Here is an 18,469-nt window from a genome sequence, read left to right on the forward strand (position 1 = left end):
TCGTTTTGGGAAAGACAAGGATGAATGAAACCCCGATCAGGAGGCGAAGGACCTGAGTAAAATTTATGTATTAGACACAAATGTGTTATTACAGGATCCGAATTCAATCTTTTCATTTGAAGACAACGAGGTCGTCATTCCGGCCGTTGTGTTAGAAGAAGTAGACTCGAAAAAGAGATACATGGACGAGGTTGGGCAAAACGCCCGGCGCGTCTCACGTTTAATCGACGGTTTGAGATCGAAAGGGAAACTGCATGAAAAAATTACGCTAGAGTCAAAAGGGACGCTGCGCATCGAGCTGAATCACCGCTCTTTCCATGAACTTCAAGAAATTTTTATTGAAAAAACGAACGATAATCGGATTTTGGCTGTCGCGAAAAATTTGAGCTTAGAGGAAGAAACAAAGCCTCACGGCCGGCCTGTCATTTTGGTCAGTAAGGATGTCTTAGTCAGGGTAAAGGCAGATGCTATAGGTCTCCAAGCAGAGGACTTCTTAAGTGACCGTGTGCTGCAAAACGAAGACATTGATAACGGCTATCATGAGCTCTATATTCCGACGGAGCAATTGAATACATTTTATAAGCAAAGTCAATTGCCGATAAAAGAAGTCACAAGTGCACCATTAAACCCACATCAATTCGTCATTATGAAGGGGAATGAAGGCGGCTCTGCTTTAGGAATGCTTGATCAAAAAGCCGAGAACGTGAAACGCCTCATTTATGATCAAGAGCATGTTTGGGGAATCCGTCCGAAAAATGTTCAGCAGACGATGGCCCTAGAGCTGCTATTGCGCCGTGATATTCCGCTTGTAACATTGATCGGAAAAGCGGGTACGGGTAAAACACTCCTTGCACTGGCTGCCGGATTAATGCAGACAGAGGATCTCGGCATGTTTAAAAAGCTGATCGTAGCCCGTTCCATTGTTCCTGTCGGCAAGGACTTAGGCTACTTGCCAGGTGAAAAGGAAGAGAAACTCAGACCATGGATGCAGCCGATCTATGACAACTTAGAATTTTTATTTAATACAAAAAAACCTGGTGAACTTGATGCGATTTTGGCGGGAATTGGTTCTATTCAAGTGGAAGCTTTAACGTATATCCGCGGAAGAAGTATCCCTGATCAATTTATTATCATTGATGAGGCACAGAATTTAACGAAACACGAGGTAAAAACATTATTAACGCGCGTCGGAGAGGGAAGTAAAATTGTGCTGATGGGGGACCCGGAGCAGATTGATCATCCTTATTTAGACAGCTTAAATAATGGGCTTACGTATGTCATTGAGCGGTTCAAAGGACAGCAAATATCTGGACATGTCAAGCTTGTCAAAGGAGAAAGGTCTGGACTTGCACAGCTTGCAGCTGATTTGCTGTAGTCCAGACCCTCTGTCTTATGTAATGATGAGCTCTTTGACACCTTTTATCGGCTGAGTGAGGTTGGACTGATCCGCGAAATAAACGTGGATTGGTCCTTCTTCAGTCATAGGCTTCCCATTTTGGCTGAAGTGTGCAATGCTTTCCATTGCCTGAGAAAGCGGAACAGCAATTGTCTCTGTTTCTGTGACAAATTTGCATGTGTCTGCATGTTCAAGCGGTTCTGCATTTTTCAGCATATCACCCAGCTTCATTCCGAAGCTGCCTGTGATGAGTCTTTCCTTTTCGTACTTCTTCTCTGTTTTTAAAGTGGGTGGAAGTGTTTGTCCTTCTCTGATTACCCGCTCTTGGTCAAGCTCCTGATCCAGCTGACTTTCTTCATTTGCTGTCCTTTTTTCAAAAAATGAATCCATTAAAAATTTGCGGTCATCAAAAATCCATACACTTGGATCAATGGTGATCTTGTACTTTACGTTCCCCTTAATTTGAATGATGCTCATGTTCAAGACAACCCCTTTCCACCATAAATTATAGAAGTTTTCGCCTGCTTTGTCACTTTCATAAACATGCTTCCTCTTGTACACACTAATCTTACATGAAAGATAGGGAGGATATTGGGCATGGCATGTCGCGACAATGAAGAGCTTCAGCGATTTGTAGAAGAAGCAAAAAAAGTGGCCAAAGATGGCAAAGTAGCATCCTATATTCCCGCTCTCGCCAAAGCGGAGCAGACGGATTTATCTGTGGCTGTGTACCATGTGAGTAATACTTGTCACTCGGCAGGAGATGTAGATAAACGCTTTACCCTGCAAAGTATTTCTAAAGTATTAGCCCTTGCGCTCGTACTCTCAGAAGAAGGGCCAAAAAAAGTCTTTCAATTTGTTGGACAAGAGCCTACAGGTGACCCGTTTAATTCAATGATTAAGCTGGAAACAGCAAGTCCGAATAAGCCGCTGAATCCAATGATTAATGCAGGAGCGCTTGCAGTCACAAGCTTAATAAGAGGAGCGACTCCGCAAGATCAGCTGAACCGCCTTCTTGGCTTTATTAGAGAGCTCGCAAATGACAAAAGCATTACATACTGCAAGGAAACAGCCGCATCTGAATTTGAGACATCGATGATTAACCGGGCTATGTGCTATTATATGAAGCAATATCATATTATTAGAGGGAACGTAGAAGAGGTCATGGACGTGTATACGAAACAATGTGCCATCATGATGAACAGCTTAGATTTGGCGAAAATTGCTTGTGTTTTTTCATTAGATGGCAGACATCCAGAAACGGGGCAGCAAATTCTTTCAAAAGATGTCGCTAGAATTTGTAAAACCTTTATGGTGACGTGCGGCATGTATAATGCAAGCGGTGAATTTGCCATTAATATCGGCATACCTGCTAAAAGCGGTGTTTCAGGCGGGATTATGGGAGCGGCACCATATGATTTTGGGATCGGAATTTTCGGTCCTGCCCTGGATGAAAAAGGGAATAGTATTGCTGGGATTAAGCTGCTTGAGCTCATGAGTGAAAAATATGAGATGAGTATCTTTTAATGAGAAATGTCTTCTTTTTATTTTCACAAAGCGAACTGTACAAATCTGCTTGCAATTTTGGGCGTTTCGCTTTATGATAAATAGAAGAATTAGGTACTCGCCTGGGGAACGGAGGGATACTTTTGGCGTCAGAAATTTTAGTCGATCATCGGCAAAAAGCACTGGCTTTATTAAAATTGGATGCAGATAAAATTTTAAAATTGATCCAAGTGCAAATGGACAACTTAACGATGCCGCAATGTCCTCTTTATGAAGAGGTTTTAGATACTCAAATGTTCGGATTATCGAGGGAGATTGATTTTGCTGTCCGGCTTGGATTAGTTGATCAACATGAAGGCAAGAAACTACTCGATAAACTTGAGAGAGAGCTTTCCGCACTTCATGATGCGTTCACAAAAAAATAACGATTGAAAACTCAAACTGCCACAACATAAGTTTGAGTTTTTTTGTCCCCTATTTTCTTTTGATGGATTGACGGCAAACGGACTTGATTCTTTCATGAATGACGAACAATATAAAAGAGGTAATACGGGATCAAACGGAGAAAATGTAGTAGAATAAGAACAGCTAAGAAGATATCAAGCAGTAGAAACAGACGTTAGGAAGAGGATTATATGTTAAAGAGAATGCTAAAATCGTATGACTACTCATTATTGTTCGCCATTATCTTAATCAGCGCATTTGGTTTGGTTATGGTGTATAGCTCAAGTATGATTACATCTGTTATCAGATACGATGCCGCGCCAGATAACTTTTTTAAGAAACAGCTCTTATTTATGATTGTTGGAGCAGCCATCTTGATCTTTACAGCATTAGTTCCATATCAGCTGTTTTCAAATAAGAAATTCCAGATTGGTATGCTGCTGATTTCAGTTTTTTCCCTCATCTATGTGTACTTTGGCGGTCATATTGCAGGGAACGCAAGAAGCTGGATCAAATTAGGCCCTTTTAGTCTTCAGCCAGCTGAATTTGTAAAGATTGTCGTCATCATCTATCTTGCTGCTGTGTATGCCAAAAAGCAGCATTATATTGATCATATTTTAAGAGGTGTCACGCCTCCAATCGTGATTGTCTCTATCCTGTGCGGATTTATCATTTTGCAGCCAGACTATGGGACAGCCTTTATCATTGGCATGATTGCCCTTGCGATGATTTTATGCTCAGGCTTTAGCGGCAAAACGCTTGCGAAGCTGCTGGCGCTATTTAGTGCAGTGATGGTCGTCGTGACCCCGTTTATTATTCTTTTTTGGGATAAAATTTTCACGCAAAATCGTCTCGGACGTTTTGAGAGTTTCCAAGATCCATTTAAAGATGCAGGGGCTACTGGGCATCAATTGATTAATTCATATTATGCGATTGGATCAGGCGGCTTTTTTGGACTCGGTCTAGGGGAAAGCGTTCAAAAGTACGGATATCTTCCAGAGCCGCACACAGACTTTATCATGGCAATTATCTCAGAAGAACTTGGCTTTTTCGGCGTGTTTTTTGTTCTCGCTCTTCTTGGTTTCATCGTCGTGAAAGGTTTTTATATTGCGAGAAAGTGTGAAGATCCGTTTGGAAGTTTGCTTGCAATAGGAATTTCCTCCATGATTGCGATCCAAACTTGTATCAATTTAGGCGGTGTTTCAGGTCTTATTCCAATTACTGGGGTGACACTTCCGTTTATCAGCTACGGGGGATCGTCTATCATTTTACTTAGCATCTGTATGGGAATGCTGCTGAATATCAGCATGTTTACTGAATATAAAGAGCGTTACAAAAAGAAAAAATCAATGAGCAAACCATCGGTTGAAAAAAATGGATTGCAGAAAACTTTGAATCTTTAGAAAACAAAAGTGTACAGTTTTCATTTCTTCCTTTATTATAGAGTACATATAAAATTTTAAGGGATATGGAGGAGTGAGAATGTCACAGAGAACAATTCAAAAGGTTCTAGTTGCAAACAGAGGGGAAATCGCTATCAGAGTCTTCAGGGCCTGTACGGAGCTCAATTTACGTACAGTGGCCATTTATTCCAAAGAAGACTCGGGCTCTTATCATCGCTATAAAGCTGATGAAGCATATCTAGTTGGAGAAGGGAAGAAACCGATTGATGCCTACCTCGATATCGAGGGGATCATCGAAATTGCAAAACGAAATGACGTGGATGCGATTCATCCAGGCTACGGATTTTTATCCGAAAACATTCATTTTGCAAGACGATGCGAAGAGGAAGGCATTCAATTTATCGGTCCAACTTCTCAGCATTTAGATATGTTTGGAGATAAAGTAAAGGCGAGAGATGAAGCGAAAAAAGCTGGTATTCCAGTCATTCCAGGAAGTGACGGACCAGTTGATTCGGTCGAAGAAGTCGAAAAATTCGGTGAAGAATACGGTTACCCGTTTATTATTAAAGCTTCACTAGGCGGCGGCGGCCGGGGGATGCGGATTGTCAGATCAAAAGAAGAGCTGAAGGAAGCCTATGACCGTGCGAAGTCAGAGGCAAAAGCTGCTTTTGGAAATGACGAAGTATACGTTGAAAAGCTGATTGAAAATCCAAAACATATTGAAGTGCAGGTGATTGGAGACAATCACGGCAATATCATTCATTTATATGAGCGTGACTGCTCTGTTCAAAGGCGGCATCAAAAGGTCATTGAAGTGGCGCCAAGTGTGTCTCTAACAGATCAATTGCGTGAAGATATTTGCGAAGCGGCTGTCCAGCTGGCCCAGAATGTATCGTACATTAATGCAGGGACTGTAGAATTCCTTGTTGCAAATGGAGAGTTTTACTTTATTGAAGTCAATCCAAGGGTGCAGGTAGAACACACGATCACAGAAATGATCACAGGTGTCGATATCGTTCAAACCCAAATTCTTGTTGCAAAGGGGCATAACCTTCACAGCAAAGAAGTTGGTATTCCAAAGCAAGAAGATATCTTTACACACGGCTTTGCCATTCAATCAAGGGTCACAACAGAAGATCCTCTAAATGACTTTATGCCAGACACAGGAAAAATTATGGCCTACCGCTCAGGTGGGGGATTTGGTGTACGTCTTGATACAGGGAACAGCTTCCAAGGTGCGGTCATTACACCTTATTACGACTCATTATTGGTCAAGCTGTCTACATGGGCGCTCACGTTTGATCAAGCGGCTGCTAAAATGGTCCGAAATTTACAAGAATTCAGGATTCGCGGAATTAAAACTAACATCCCATTTCTTGAAAATGTGGCTAAGCATGAGAAGTTCCTAAAAGGGGAATACGATACATCGTTTATCGACTCAACGCCAGAGCTATTTAATTTCCCTAAGCAAAAAGACCGCGGAACGAAGATGTTGACTTATATTGGTAACGTTACCATTAATGGGTTCCCAGGTATTGCGGAGAAAAAGAAGCCTCATTTTGACAAACCAGACGTACCGAAGCTTCCTCTCAATCAAGAGATTCCGTCTGGGACAAAACAATTGTTAGATACGCATGGACCTGAGGGGCTTGCCAACTGGGTGAAAGAACAAAATAACGTCCTTTTAACTGACACAACCTTTAGAGATGCGCATCAGTCTCTGCTTGCGACACGCTTCAGAACACATGATTTAAAGAAAGTTGCCCAGCCAACAGCAGGTTTATGGCCAGAGCTGTTTAGTATGGAAATGTGGGGCGGGGCTACATTTGATGTTGCGTACCGTTTCTTAAAAGAAGATCCTTGGGAACGATTGAAAGAGCTTCGTCAAGAAGTGCCAAACACGCTGTTCCAAATGCTATTAAGATCATCAAACACTGTCGGATATACAAACTATCCGGATAATGTGATCAAAGCATTTGTAAAAGAATCAGCCGAGGCAGGCATTGATGTGTTCCGTATTTTCGACAGCTTAAACTGGGTAAAAGGCATGACGCTTGCCATTGATTCTGTTCGGGAATCAGGCAAAGTGGCAGAGGCGGCGATTTGTTATACGGGAGATATTCTTGATCCATCTCGTCCAAAATATGATCTTGAGTACTATGTATCTCTTGCAAAAGAGCTTGAATCTGCCGGCGCGCATATTTTAGGTATTAAAGATATGGCGGGGCTATTAAAACCGCAGGCAGCCTACGAGCTAGTCTCTGCTTTAAAAGATGAGCTTACGATCCCTATCCATCTTCATACGCATGACACGAGTGGAAATGGACTGTTCACCTATGCAAGAGCGATTGATGCAGGTGTTGATATTGTGGATGTTGCCGTCAGCTCTATGGCAGGACTCACATCGCAGCCAAGTGCAAGCTCACTTTATTATGCTTTAGATGGACATGAAAGAAAGCCAGACATGAACGTCCAATCTGTCGAACGCCTTTCTCAATACTGGGATTCCGTCAGAAAATACTATCATGAATTCGAAAGCGGCATGAATTCGCCTCATACAGAAATTTATGAGCATGAAATGCCTGGCGGTCAATATAGTAACTTGCAGCAGCAGGCGAAAGGTGTCGGTCTTGGCGAGCGCTGGAATGAAGTAAAGGAAATGTACAGACGTGTGAATGACATGTTTGGTGATATTGTAAAGGTAACACCATCCTCTAAAGTAGTTGGAGATATGGCACTTTATATGGTGCAAAATGATCTAACAGAAGAAGATGTTTATGAAAAAGGCGCAACACTAGACTTCCCGGATTCTGTTGTGGAATTATTTAAAGGCTATTTGGGCCAGCCGCATGGCGGATTCCCAGAAAAGCTGCAAAAGCTGATTTTAAAAGGGGAAGAGCCTCTTACTGTCAGACCTGGTGAGAAGCTGAAGCCAGTGGACTTTGAAGACATTAAGAAGCAGTTCAAAGAATCTCATGACCTGACGTTAACAGAGCAAGACGCAATTGCGTATGCCTTATATCCGAAAGTCTTTTCTGAATTTGTCCAAACAGCAGAAAGCTATGGTGACATCTCTGTTCTTGATACACCAACGTTCTTCTACGGGATGAGGCTTGGAGAAGAGATTGAGGTAGAAATCGAAAAAGGAAAAACTCTGATTGTCAAACTCGTATCAATTGGTGAACCGAATCCAGATGCCACAAGAGTTCTTTACTTTGAATTAAATGGCCAGCCGCGTGAAGTGGTGATTAAGGATGAAAGCATCAAATCCTCCGTTCAAGAAAAAATGAAGGCGGACCGTTCAAATCCAAATCACATCGCCGCATCGATGCCAGGCACTGTCATCAAAGTACTCGTGGAAAAAGGGCAGAAAATTTCACAAGGTGAGCATTTGATGATCAATGAAGCCATGAAAATGGAAACGACTGTACAAGCTCCATTTTCTGCGGTCGTAGATGAAATACATGTGACAAATGGAGAACCGATTCAAACCGGTGATCTATTAATTGTATTAAAGCCTGAATAAGAAGCGAGACACATCCACCGTGATGTGTCTTTTTTTTTGAGCGCATTAAAATGTGCAGCAGCCAGTGAGAGTGATTACACTATAGAGTGAGGTGAAGAAGGTTGGACAACATTGTTGTGATTTGGTTTCGCCGGGATATGCGATTAGATGATCATATCGCCTTATCAAAAGCGATCACATATGCAAAAAAACACGAGTACAAATTATTTGCTCTTTATCATCTAGATCCATTTTTTACTGAAATGGACCTCGATTTAAACAACGAACATTTTTTTCAAAGCTTGGCGCATTTTATCAAGGAAGCAAGAGAATCTCAAATGTATGTTCATCTTCTCTATGGCGATGTCTTGCGTGCCTTTCAGCAAGTTATCGATGTATATGACATCAAAGCTGTCTTTTTTAATGAAGATCAAGTGGGAATCGGTCAAAAGCGTGACCATCAAGTAACCGCTTTTTTAGAAAAGAAGGGCATTCATGTATCAAAATGGCAAGATACACACCTTCACGGGGTGCAAGATATTTTAAAAAGGGATGGCACTCATTATCAAGTGTTTACTCCATACTATCAATCATGGCGAAAGCAAGAGAAGCAGCCTGTGATAAAAGTTGACAAATCATTTCTCAGCAGCGCTCATACGATTTGTGATGAGTCACTTTCACACAAAGGGAATGACAAGCTACGCAGTATAATCATGAGATGCTCAAGAAAATTTGATCAAATCGGCTCACACAAAGCGATGAACACGCTTCATGACTTTATCCAAAAAAGACTAACACGTTACCATGAAAAACGAGATATTCCATCTGTTTTTGGAACGAGTAAGCTGTCACGTTTCTTGAAAACAGGAGCCATCTCAATTCGAACGATCTTTCATGCGGTACATGAGGAGGCGCTGTTTGAAGACGAGGGCCGAGAAACCTTTATCAAAGAGCTGGCGTGGCGAGATTTTTACCATATGATTTATGCTCATTATCCAGAGATGAAAGAAAAAGAAATCAATTCGGTATTTCAAGGGATGAAATGGAATGAAGATAAGAAGCTGTTTGAAGCATGGTGTAAAGGTGAAACAGGCTTTCCTTTCGTTGATGCAGGGATGCGGCAGTTAAATGAGGAAGGCTGGATGCATAATCGTTTAAGAATGGTTACTGCCTCATTTTTAACAAAGGACTATTTGATTGATTGGAGAAAGGGAGAAGCGTATTTTGCAAAAAAGCTTGTGGATTATGATGAGGCTTCGAATATCGGAGGATTTCAGTGGGCAGCTTCTGTTGGGACAGATGCCGTACCGTACTTCCGTATTTTTAACCCAACGACCCAGTCGAAGCGGTTTGATCCAAGCGGGGAATATATTAGAAAATATGTACCAGAGCTAGAGCGTGTTGATGAAAAATGGATTCATGAACCAAGTAAAATGCCGATAGATGAACAACGGAAATCGAGCTGTGTGCTAGGTGATACATACCCGCTGCCGACAGTTGATCACAAGGAAAGACGCAAAAAAGCCATCTAGCTATTCGAAGAAGCAAAACAACAATAAAAAATCCCCCTCTCCACATGAAAGGGGGATACAATTCTTATCTAAATGGCTCTTTGCTTTCATATTTAAACCGGGCAATGAGTAAGCAGAAGTAGCATAGTACCCCAAACAAACAAGAAATAAAGAATGAATGAGCCAGCGCGTAACCAAGTGCAAGCTGAGAATAAACAGACATCACACCTGAAATGGCTTGAAGTGTAATGAGAATGGCTGAAATGATCCATCCATAATACAGCTGCTTCTGTTCTTTATAATGTTTCATGGCATGGAACATAGCGACAAATATCCAGACGAATAAAAGAAGTGCTGCTGCTCGGTGGGACATTTGAACCCACTGATTAAAATACGTTGGAAGCGCACCGTCTTTTGAACAAAACGGGAAAACAGAGCATGCAAGGCTTGACTTTGTATGTCTCACATAAGCGCCCGTATATACCACGATATACGTATACGTGATCAACCCATAAATATGGAACTGCATTTTTTTGCCGATATGAAGCGGCTTCACAAGCTTTGTTTCAGATCTGGTTGCTTCAAAGACAAGAAGTGCAAGCAGTAATACTGAAGCAAATGAAATGAGTGAAATACCGAAGTGCAGTGCCATCACAAGTGCGTTAGAACCAAATACGACAGCAAGAGCTCCTAACAGCGCTTGAAGCATTAAGAATATAATGGACATGATGACCAAAAATTTGGTTTCACGGAATACTGGACTAATTTTTTTCCAGCATAAGACCGCCAGTGCCAGAACAAGAATGGTGGAAACTCCTGTTGACATGCGGTGACTCCATTCGATGATGGAAGCGGGGTTCATTTCAGGAAAGAAACGACCGTGGCAAAGGGGCCACTGTCTACCGCAGCCAAGACCCGAACCGGTTTTCGTCACAAGCGCACCGCCAATCAGTACGATCAGCATCACAAACGTTGTGATCGCGCTCAATAGCCTTAAAGCAAATTTCATCAAATTATTTCACCTTCTCTAAAAAACTTCTGATGTAAATGAAAACCTCACATGCTCTCAAGTTTAAGCCAAATGCGTGTTCTGTTGCAATTCATAATGACCAAAGTTCACAAAAAAATGATATGTTAGTTCACAAAGTTTACAGATTTAGAGTGCTTGATCTTTCTTTGACAGTCTGATAGAAATAGAGGAGAGAATATTTCATTTTGCACCGCCTTCTGAAACACACATATATCCTAATAAATTCACGAAAAGTTCACAAATAACTTCAAGTTTGTCGTTTATTATTTAATAGGATGTTTTTTTACAGCTGTTTATCTTGTATGATAGAGTTGTAATGATTTTACGTGTCATTCGTTCGTTTGAAGGTTTGGGCAAGGGAGGTTATACACATTGGCAAATTCCAAAACAGCCGCGGAAGCAGCTATTCATGGACAAATAGAAGAAACAACAGCGTGGAAAGATTTTCTTGCTCTGATTAAAATGGGCATCGTCAATTCCAATTTCATTACGACATTTACTGGAATGTGGCTTGCTTTTTATTTTACAGGTATGAGTTTTCTTGGAAATCTTGATATTGTGCTGTTAACAATGATTGGTTCTTCTCTTATTATTGCCGGTTCATGCGCAATTAATAATGCGTTTGACCGTGATATTGATATATTAATGGAAAGAACAAAAACAAGACCGACGGTTACAGGTAAAATTCAGCCGGGGCAAGCGTATGCATTTGGCATTCTGCTTGTTGTATTAGGACTCATTATGCTTCTGATGACAACCATTACATCAGCAGTGATTGGATTTATTGGAGTCTTTACTTATGCGGTTCTTTACACCATGTGGTCTAAACGCCATTACACCATCAATACAGTTATCGGAAGTGTATCTGGCGCGGTTCCGCCATTAATCGGCTGGACAGCTGTCACAGGTACAATCGACACAACGGCTTGGGTTTTGTTTATGATTATGTTCATTTGGCAAATCCCGCACTTCCTGTCACTTGCGATTAAGAAAACGGAAGATTACCGTAAGGCGGGCATTCCAATGCTGCCAGTTGTTTATGGCTTTGAAGTCACAAAACGCCAGATCATCATTTGGACAGCATGTCTTCTTCCGCTTCCATTTTTCTTAGGTGGATTAGGATGGCCGATTGTCGCACTTGGTACATTGCTTAATATTGGATGGCTTGTTATTGGCCTTATGGGCTTTAAAATGAAAGACATCATGAAGTGGTCAACGCTCATGTTCGTTTATTCATTAAACTACTTAACCATCTTTTTCGTAGCGATGATTATTATTACACTATTCTAGAGTGAAATACACTTTGATCACATCAAAACAATGGCTATATCTTATAACACAACATTTTCTAACAACTATGAAAGCCGCCTGATATTCAGTTCTATTTAGGCGGCTTTCTGTTTATACATAGATGGTATTTTGAGTAAAAACATCATTTTTTTATGAAAAGAGGAAATGTAAGTGCTTTTATAAGAGGCGGGGGTTATGGATGAGTGAGAAGTGATTTTATAAATAAGAGGTAAAAAGCGAAAGGCAAAGGAGATCAAGCAAAAGGGGTTGGGACAAATTATGATAAGAAAATGGCGTGTTTATTCACTGTTTCTCTTACTGACGCTCGTTTTGGCGGGCTGTGGTGAACCATACTTATCAACACTCAAGCCTGTTGGGGAAGTAGCAGATAAACAGTTTTTCCTAACGGTACTGAGTACACTCATTATGGTTCTTGTCGTCATTGTTGTATCGATCATTTTCTTTTACGTCATCATTAAATTCAAACGTTCTAAAGTGGGAGAAGATACGATTCCAAAGCAGGTGGAAGGGAACCGCAACCTGGAAATCACATGGACAGCGATTCCGATTCTTCTACTCATTATTCTCGTTGTACCTGTTGTGGCATATACGCTTGAACTAGGGGATACAAGCGCTATGGATAAGAAAAAACGAGATCCTGAAAAGACACTTGTTGTCAATGTAAGAGCCAGCTTATATTGGTGGGAATTTGAATACCCTGATTATGGGATTGTCACAAGTCAGGAATTGATCGTGCCAACAGATCAAAAGGTATACTTTAAGCTGAAAGCGTCCGATGTCAAACACTCATTCTGGGTTCCATCGGCTGGCGGTAAAATTGATACAAACACAGATAATGACAACAAATTTTATTTAACCTTTGACTCGAAACGAACGAAAGATGCAGGGGAATATTTCTACGGGAAATGTGCGGAGCTGTGCGGGCCGTCACATGCTTTAATGGACTTTAAAGTTAAAACGCTTTCTCAAGATGAGTTTTTAGGATGGACGAAAAAAATGGCTGATTACAAGAAGCCTGAATCCACAAAGGATCTCGCTTTAGAGGGCGAAAAGCTATTTAAAGAGAAAAACTGCTTAAGCTGTCACGCAGTAGAGCCTGGTGACAAGCGGCCGGAAGCAGCAAGGACTGCACCAAACCTTGCGACCTTCGGAGAGCGGACGAAAGTAGCTGGAATTAAAGACATGAACAAAGAAAATGTGAAAGCATGGCTGAAAGATCCAGAAAGCTTTAAACCAGGTAATAAGATGACAGGAACGTACCCTAAATTAAATGACTCAGAAGCGGATGCACTTTACGAGTATTTAAAAGGTCTTAAAATCGAGTAACAACTAGAGCAGATATTCAAGAGGGTATGTGATCGATGTGAAGTTTTTGTTAAGAGCTCCCGAATATGTCTCTACAACCGAGAAGTCGTCATCTGTCAGACATAGTCTGCTTAAAGGATCGTGAAGAAAGACATCTATATGAAAAGGGGCAAATGGGAGATAAGAGGGGGATTTCATGGTGAGTACAATAGCTAAAAAGCGGGGGTTTGGCGCTGTCTTATGGGATTACTTGACAACGGTTGACCACAAAAAAATTGCCATATTATATTTAGTGGCAGGGGGATTTTTCTTTTTGGTTGGCGGGATAGAAGCGATGTTTATCCGTATTCAGCTAGCCATCCCTGAAAATGATTTTGTCAGTGCAGGGGTTTACAATGAAATCATGACGATGCATGGAACGACAATGATTTTCCTTGCAGCTATGCCGCTGTTATTTGCATTAATGAATGCGGTAGTACCAATTCAAATTGGTGCACGTGACGTAGCATTTCCGTTTGTGAATTCACTTGGTTTTTGGTTATTCTTTTTCGGAGGAATTTTCTTAAACCTTGGATGGTTTATGGGCGGAGCACCTGATGCAGGCTGGACTGCATACGCTTCGCTCACGCTGAATTCAGAAGGTCATGGAATGGATTTCTACATTTTAGGTTTACAGATCGCGGGTATTGGTACGCTGATTGCAGGAATTAACTTTCTTGCAACGATTATTAATATGAGAGCGCCTGGTATGACGTATATGAGAATGCCGCTCTTTACTTGGACGACATTTGTCGCCTCCGCACTTATTTTATTCGCATTCCCTCCGCTGACAGCAGGGCTTGCGATGCTGATGCTTGATAGAATGTTTGACACGAGCTTTTTCAATCCAGAGCTTGGAGGAAATACAATCATCTGGGAGCATTTGTTCTGGATTTTCGGACACCCGGAAGTATATATCTTGATCCTGCCGGCATTCGGAATCTTTTCTGAGATCATTCCGGTGTTTGCAAGAAAAAGATTGTTTGGTTACTCGTCCATGGTGTTCGCTACTGTATTGATTGGTTTCCTTGGATTCATGGTGTGGGCGCATCACATGTTCACTACGGGGCTTGGACCTATCGCCAATGCGATCTTTGCTGTAGCGACCATGGCAATTGCGGTGCCAACAGGAATTAAAGTATTCAACTGGCTGCTCACGATATGGGGCGGTAATGTGAAGTTTACAACGCCGATGCTTTATTCTGTTGCCTTTATTCCGTCGTTCTTACTTGGCGGGGTAACTGGGGTCATGCTTGCGGCAGCTGCAGCGGATTATCAGTTCCATGATACGTATTTTGTTGTGGCGCATTTCCATTACGTCATTATCGGCGGAGTTGTATTCGGTATTCTAGCAGGTGTGCATTACTGGTGGCCGAAGATGTTTGGAAAAATACTGAATGAGAAGCTTGGGAAAATTGGCTTTGTGCTGTTTTTCATCGGTTTCCATTTAACTTTCTTTATCCAGCATTTTCTCGGTCTATGGGGCATGCCGCGCCGGGTCTTTACATTCCTGCCAGGTCAGGGTCTCGAGCTTGGGAACTTAGTCAGTACGATTGGGGCACTGTTTATGTTTGTAGCTGTTGTGATCATGCTGATTAACATCATCTGGACAACAGCCAAAGGGGAGCGTGTATCGAGCGATCCTTGGGGAGATGGAAGAACACTTGAATGGGCAGTGTCTTCGCCTCCGCCAGAATACAACTTTAAACAGCTTCCGCTTGTCAGAGGACTAGATCCATTATGGATTGAAAAAATGGATGGTAAAAAAGGAATGACAGCATCTGAACCGCTCGATGATATTCACATGCCGAATAACTCCATCTTGCCTGTCATTATCTCATTCGGTCTATTTGTGTCAGCGTTTGGTTTCATGTATCGTCAAGAGCACAGCTGGGGGCTTCCGGTGATCTTCATTGGTCTTGGTATTACGTTTGCGACCATGCTCGTTAGGTCTCTGAAAGATGATCATGGATACCATATTCACAAAGAAGATTTGACCGACGACGATGATAAAGGGGTGAAAGCATAATGGAACCACAAAAAATGACGGCGGAAACCTTTCCAGCTTCTCCTGAGAAGGCCACGTTAGAAGGGAAGAATAAGTTTGTCGGGTTCTGGCTGTTTCTTGGAGGAGAAACCGTTCTGTTTGCATCGCTTTTCGCCACTTATTTGGCGCTGAAAAACTCAAATGCAGGCGGAGCAAAAACAACTGATATGTTTGACCTCACACTTGTCTTTATTGCCACAATGCTTCTATTAACGAGCAGTTTAACGAGTGTGTATGCCATGTATCATATGAAAAACTTTGCCTTTAAAAAGATGCAGCTTTGGCTTGGTATCACGGTCCTTTTAGGTGCTGGATTTTTAGGGGTTGAGATTTATGAGTTTTATCACTATGTGCATGCGTATGAATTTACGATTACCAGCTCTGCTCTTGGTTCTTCCTTCTATACACTTGTAGGAACTCACGGAGCTCACGTTGCCTTCGGACTTTGCTGGATTACCGCTCTTATGATTCGAAATATGAGACGCGGACTTGATTTATACAATGCGCCGAAATATTATGTGGCAAGTCTCTATTGGCACTTCATTGATGTTGTGTGGGTCTTCATCTTTACCGTTGTATATTTAATGGGAATGGTGGGATAAGAATGGGAAATAAAAACACAAATCAGTCCAAAGTCGATCTTGTATATCGTAAAAAGAAAAATGCCGAGGAAATGAAGCATCAGCTCATTTCCTTCGGCTTGATGATTGGATTAACATTTGTTGCGTTTTTAACGATCGCCTCAGAAGACGTTGGAAATTGGTTCGCAGTACCATTTATTTTACTGCTTGCAGGCATTCAGGTAGCTTTTCAGCTTTATTATTTTATGCACATGAACCAAAAAGGGCATGAAACACCCGCCTTGTTTCTATACTCAGGTGTGTTTGTTGCGTTTATTACCGTATTAGCCTTTTTGACCATTATATGGTGGTAAACCCGCTTTGCCCTTGAAGGAGGCGCAGCAATGGAGAACTTAGAAATATTCGGATTTCGGGCATTATGGAGCCCTTATTATTTGACTTGTATTGTGATAGCAGCTGCTCTTTATCTGCTTCTTGTGACAAAGGGAAAGCACCGTGCGACGGTGAAAGAGAAGACGTTATTTCTGACGGGGCTTGTTCTGTTGTATGCTGTGAAAGGGAGCCCAATTGATTTAATGGGGCATATTATGTTTAGTGCACATATGGCGCAAATGGCGGTGCTATACTTAGTCATCCCGCCTCTCCTTATTACAGGATTGCCTCCAGCCATATGGGAGCGGATCATTCAAACACCAGGTATTCAAGCTGTTTTCCGTTTGTTTTCCAAACCTTTAATTGCACTGCTTGGATTTAACGGATTGTTTTCGCTGTATCACATTCCGCTTGTGTTTGATTTTGTGAAAACAGATCCGTTTTACCACGCATTGATGACGGTGGTTATTTTTATCGCTGCCTTTTTCATGTGGTGGCCGCTTGTCCATAAAGTCCAAAGTCAGCCGCAGATCACAGGCATTTTGAAGCTTGGATATATCATGGCAGACGGGATATTGATGACTCCGGCCTGTGCACTCATCATGTTTAGTGAAGCACCGATCTATGCAACCTATTCTGATGCCGGCGCATGGATACAAGCACTGCATTTATGTGTGCCAAGTGATATGCTTGCAGGCCTTGCTCTCACTGGCCCTGATATGTTCCACACCTTGCCGCTGCTAGAGGATCAGCAGCTAGGTGCGATTTTGATGAAAATTATTCAGGAGATTGTGTACGGCTCTATTCTTGCTGTTGTCTTCTTTGACTGGGCAAGAAAAGAAAGAGCGAAAGATGCCGTACCAGATGCGCTTATTCCGAAATATGAATAAAAAAAGCACAGCCAGATGGCTGTGCTTTCATCGTATGAGGAAAAGGGCTAAAAAATCATTTTAGCCCTTTGTTTTATGCTTCAGCCGTCATGGCTTCTAGTTTTTCCTTCAGCTGTGCAAGTGTTTTTTTGCTTGATTGAATGAGAGACTTAGGGAATTCTTCGCCTTCGCCGTATTCAACGCCATGTGGATAATAGTGTTTTCCAAGTAACGGTGTTAGAAGCTGAATGTGTGCCTTTTTGGAACCGACATCTCCTTCAGTAGCGTAGCCGGAAATCCGTAAATAAAAGGTTCCCTCTACCATGCTGTACTTTCTGTCGTATGTCACACGCTCATAATCCCATTGATCGGCTCGTACAAATCCTTCACTTTCCATAATGAAATCTAATTTATTTAAGTCAGCTGATACCTTTTCAATCCCCGTATCTTCAAACTTCACCCAAAACCCCTCCTTATAAAATTTCCCTTTACTGACAATCATAGTATGAAAGCGTTAAACTTTCAACTGTGAAAGGTATGTTCTTTTATAAGCTGGTTACAGTAATAAAGAAAATAACGGATGGAGGAATCAACATGAAAACGAAAAAAATCAAAGATATTATGACAAAAAAAGTAGTGACATGTCAGCAAGATGACAATACGTATGAAGCAGCAGTCAAAATGAGAGATGCTGATATCGGTGCCATTCCAGTGGTTGACGGAGATCAGCTCGTTGGGATAGTAACAGACCGTGACCTTGTGCTTAGAGGCATTGCAGAAAAAAAGCCAAACTCACAGGAAGTGGGCTCGCTGATGACAAAGGAAGTACTAACAGCTGAAGAAGATGCAACACTTGAAGAAATTGTCCGGCTCATGTCAGAGCATCAGCTCCGCCGCATTCCTGTTGTAAAAAACGGCGCATTAACAGGGATTGTCGCTCTAGGAGATTTATCAGTCGAAGATTTATCAAATGATCGCGCGGGAGAGGCACTGACAGAAATCTCTCAACAGGATCAAGATCATGGACAAGGATTTCTTCATTAAGAGGGGCATATTTTAAATTCGTGTTAAATAGGCTGTATTGTCGTTGATAAATGGAGCAAGTTTTGTTTAAATGACAGTAGAAGGTACTTTTTGTACCTTGCCAATT

16 protein-coding genes are annotated in these 18,469 nt (G+C 41.7%); 13 read left to right on the forward strand and 3 right to left on the reverse strand.

The features are described from left to right. The first annotated feature begins 52 nt into the window (after positions 1–52). On the forward strand, positions 53–1,375 hold the full coding sequence (locus BAE31_RS03820; protein ID WP_034281649.1) for a PhoH family protein: 1,323 nt from the start codon (positions 53–55) through the stop codon (positions 1,373–1,375). 15 nt (positions 1,376–1,390) lie between these two features. Here the strand turns inward: BAE31_RS03820 and BAE31_RS03825 are convergent, their stop codons facing one another. Next, the gene (locus BAE31_RS03825; RefSeq protein WP_076839507.1) at positions 1,391–1,873 is read right to left on the reverse strand and encodes a hypothetical protein; all 483 of its coding nucleotides are present in this window, start codon (positions 1,871–1,873) and stop codon (positions 1,391–1,393) included. A gap of 120 nt (positions 1,874–1,993) precedes the next feature. Here BAE31_RS03825 and glsA point away from each other — a divergent pair, with 120 nt between their 5' ends. The 5 genes from glsA to BAE31_RS03850 all read left to right on the forward strand — a co-directional run bounded on the left by glsA (position 1,994) and on the right by BAE31_RS03850 (position 9,786). Further along, complete coding sequence (glsA, locus tag BAE31_RS03830; RefSeq protein WP_056766357.1) at positions 1,994–2,923, forward strand: glutaminase A; 930 nt, start codon at positions 1,994–1,996, stop codon at positions 2,921–2,923. A 122-nt stretch (positions 2,924–3,045) separates the two neighbouring features. Beyond that, positions 3,046–3,327: an Fpa/YlaN family protein gene (locus tag BAE31_RS03835; RefSeq protein WP_003212509.1), complete on the forward strand. Its 282-nt coding sequence runs from the start codon at positions 3,046–3,048 to the stop codon at positions 3,325–3,327. Positions 3,328–3,537: 210 nt separating this feature from the next. After that, positions 3,538–4,749, forward strand: coding sequence for a putative lipid II flippase FtsW (gene ftsW, locus BAE31_RS03840; RefSeq protein ID WP_024426905.1), 1,212 nt, complete (start codon positions 3,538–3,540; stop codon positions 4,747–4,749). Between the two features lie 79 nt (positions 4,750–4,828). Then, a complete protein-coding gene (pyc, locus tag BAE31_RS03845) occupies positions 4,829–8,275 on the forward strand; it encodes a pyruvate carboxylase (RefSeq protein WP_076839509.1) in 3,447 nt (1,148 codons plus the stop codon). Positions 8,276–8,376: 101 nt separating this feature from the next. Next, positions 8,377–9,786, forward strand: a complete 1,410-nt coding sequence (locus tag BAE31_RS03850; RefSeq protein WP_262089388.1) for a cryptochrome/photolyase family protein — start codon at positions 8,377–8,379, stop codon at positions 9,784–9,786. A 64-nt stretch (positions 9,787–9,850) separates the two neighbouring features. Here BAE31_RS03850 and BAE31_RS03855 read toward each other — a convergent pair whose 3' ends face one another. Continuing rightward, positions 9,851–10,774, reverse strand: coding sequence for a COX15/CtaA family protein (locus BAE31_RS03855; RefSeq protein ID WP_076839830.1), 924 nt, complete (start codon positions 10,772–10,774; stop codon positions 9,851–9,853). Between the two features lie 393 nt (positions 10,775–11,167). On the opposite strand from BAE31_RS03855, the gene cyoE reads away from it, so the two are divergent. From cyoE to ctaG, 6 genes are all read left to right on the forward strand, one after another. Further along, positions 11,168–12,085, forward strand: coding sequence for a heme o synthase (cyoE, locus tag BAE31_RS03860; protein ID WP_034281660.1), 918 nt, complete (start codon positions 11,168–11,170; stop codon positions 12,083–12,085). Between the two features lie 279 nt (positions 12,086–12,364). Further along, the gene (gene coxB, locus BAE31_RS03865) at positions 12,365–13,432 is read left to right on the forward strand and encodes a cytochrome c oxidase subunit II (protein WP_041108876.1); all 1,068 of its coding nucleotides are present in this window, start codon (positions 12,365–12,367) and stop codon (positions 13,430–13,432) included. A 175-nt stretch (positions 13,433–13,607) separates the two neighbouring features. After that, the gene (ctaD, locus tag BAE31_RS03870) at positions 13,608–15,479 is read left to right on the forward strand and encodes a cytochrome c oxidase subunit I (protein WP_076839511.1); all 1,872 of its coding nucleotides are present in this window, start codon (positions 13,608–13,610) and stop codon (positions 15,477–15,479) included. Then, positions 15,479–16,099 carry a cytochrome c oxidase subunit III gene (ctaE, locus tag BAE31_RS03875; protein ID WP_024424780.1) on the forward strand — a complete coding sequence of 207 codons (621 nt, stop codon included), beginning with the start codon at positions 15,479–15,481 and terminating at the stop codon, positions 16,097–16,099. The genes ctaD and ctaE overlap by 1 nt, the downstream gene beginning before the upstream one ends. A gap of 2 nt (positions 16,100–16,101) precedes the next feature. Further along, positions 16,102–16,431 carry a cytochrome c oxidase subunit IVB gene (gene ctaF / locus BAE31_RS03880; RefSeq protein ID WP_024426910.1) on the forward strand — a complete coding sequence of 110 codons (330 nt, stop codon included), beginning with the start codon at positions 16,102–16,104 and terminating at the stop codon, positions 16,429–16,431. Between the two features lie 30 nt (positions 16,432–16,461). Next, positions 16,462–17,340 carry a cytochrome c oxidase assembly factor CtaG gene (gene ctaG / locus BAE31_RS03885; protein WP_034281665.1) on the forward strand — a complete coding sequence of 293 codons (879 nt, stop codon included), beginning with the start codon at positions 16,462–16,464 and terminating at the stop codon, positions 17,338–17,340. A gap of 73 nt (positions 17,341–17,413) precedes the next feature. Here the strand turns inward: ctaG and BAE31_RS03890 are convergent, their stop codons facing one another. Beyond that, the gene (locus BAE31_RS03890; RefSeq protein ID WP_041108878.1) at positions 17,414–17,779 is read right to left on the reverse strand and encodes a YugN family protein; all 366 of its coding nucleotides are present in this window, start codon (positions 17,777–17,779) and stop codon (positions 17,414–17,416) included. Between the two features lie 134 nt (positions 17,780–17,913). On the opposite strand from BAE31_RS03890, the gene BAE31_RS03895 reads away from it, so the two are divergent. Beyond that, complete coding sequence (locus BAE31_RS03895) at positions 17,914–18,363, forward strand: CBS domain-containing protein (RefSeq protein ID WP_024426912.1); 450 nt, start codon at positions 17,914–17,916, stop codon at positions 18,361–18,363. The last annotated feature ends 106 nt before the right edge of the window (positions 18,364–18,469 follow it).

The organism is Bacillus sp. I-2, from assembly GCF_001974945.1.
Taxonomy (GTDB): Bacteria; Bacillota; Bacilli; order Bacillales; family Bacillaceae; genus Bacillus; species Bacillus safensis.

What these genes read in the sequence shown, in the direction of transcription:
- BAE31_RS03825 (WP_076839507.1), bottom strand. Translation starts at nt 1,873, where the DNA reads ATGAGCATCATTCAAATTAAGGGGAACGTAAAGTACAAGATCACCATT.
- glsA (WP_056766357.1), top strand. Translation starts at nt 1,994, where the DNA reads ATGGCATGTCGCGACAATGAAGAGCTTCAGCGATTTGTAGAAGAAGCA.
- ftsW (WP_024426905.1), top strand. Translation starts at nt 3,538, where the DNA reads ATGTTAAAGAGAATGCTAAAATCGTATGACTACTCATTATTGTTCGCC.
- pyc (WP_076839509.1), top strand. Translation starts at nt 4,829, where the DNA reads ATGTCACAGAGAACAATTCAAAAGGTTCTAGTTGCAAACAGAGGGGAA.
- BAE31_RS03855 (WP_076839830.1), bottom strand. Translation starts at nt 10,774, where the DNA reads ATGAAATTTGCTTTAAGGCTATTGAGCGCGATCACAACGTTTGTGATG.
- coxB (WP_041108876.1), top strand. Translation starts at nt 12,365, where the DNA reads ATGATAAGAAAATGGCGTGTTTATTCACTGTTTCTCTTACTGACGCTC.
- ctaD (WP_076839511.1), top strand. Translation starts at nt 13,608, where the DNA reads ATGGTGAGTACAATAGCTAAAAAGCGGGGGTTTGGCGCTGTCTTATGG.
- ctaE (WP_024424780.1), top strand. Translation starts at nt 15,479, where the DNA reads ATGGAACCACAAAAAATGACGGCGGAAACCTTTCCAGCTTCTCCTGAG.
- ctaF (WP_024426910.1), top strand. Translation starts at nt 16,102, where the DNA reads ATGGGAAATAAAAACACAAATCAGTCCAAAGTCGATCTTGTATATCGT.
- ctaG (WP_034281665.1), top strand. Translation starts at nt 16,462, where the DNA reads ATGGAGAACTTAGAAATATTCGGATTTCGGGCATTATGGAGCCCTTAT.
- BAE31_RS03895 (WP_024426912.1), top strand. Translation starts at nt 17,914, where the DNA reads ATGAAAACGAAAAAAATCAAAGATATTATGACAAAAAAAGTAGTGACA.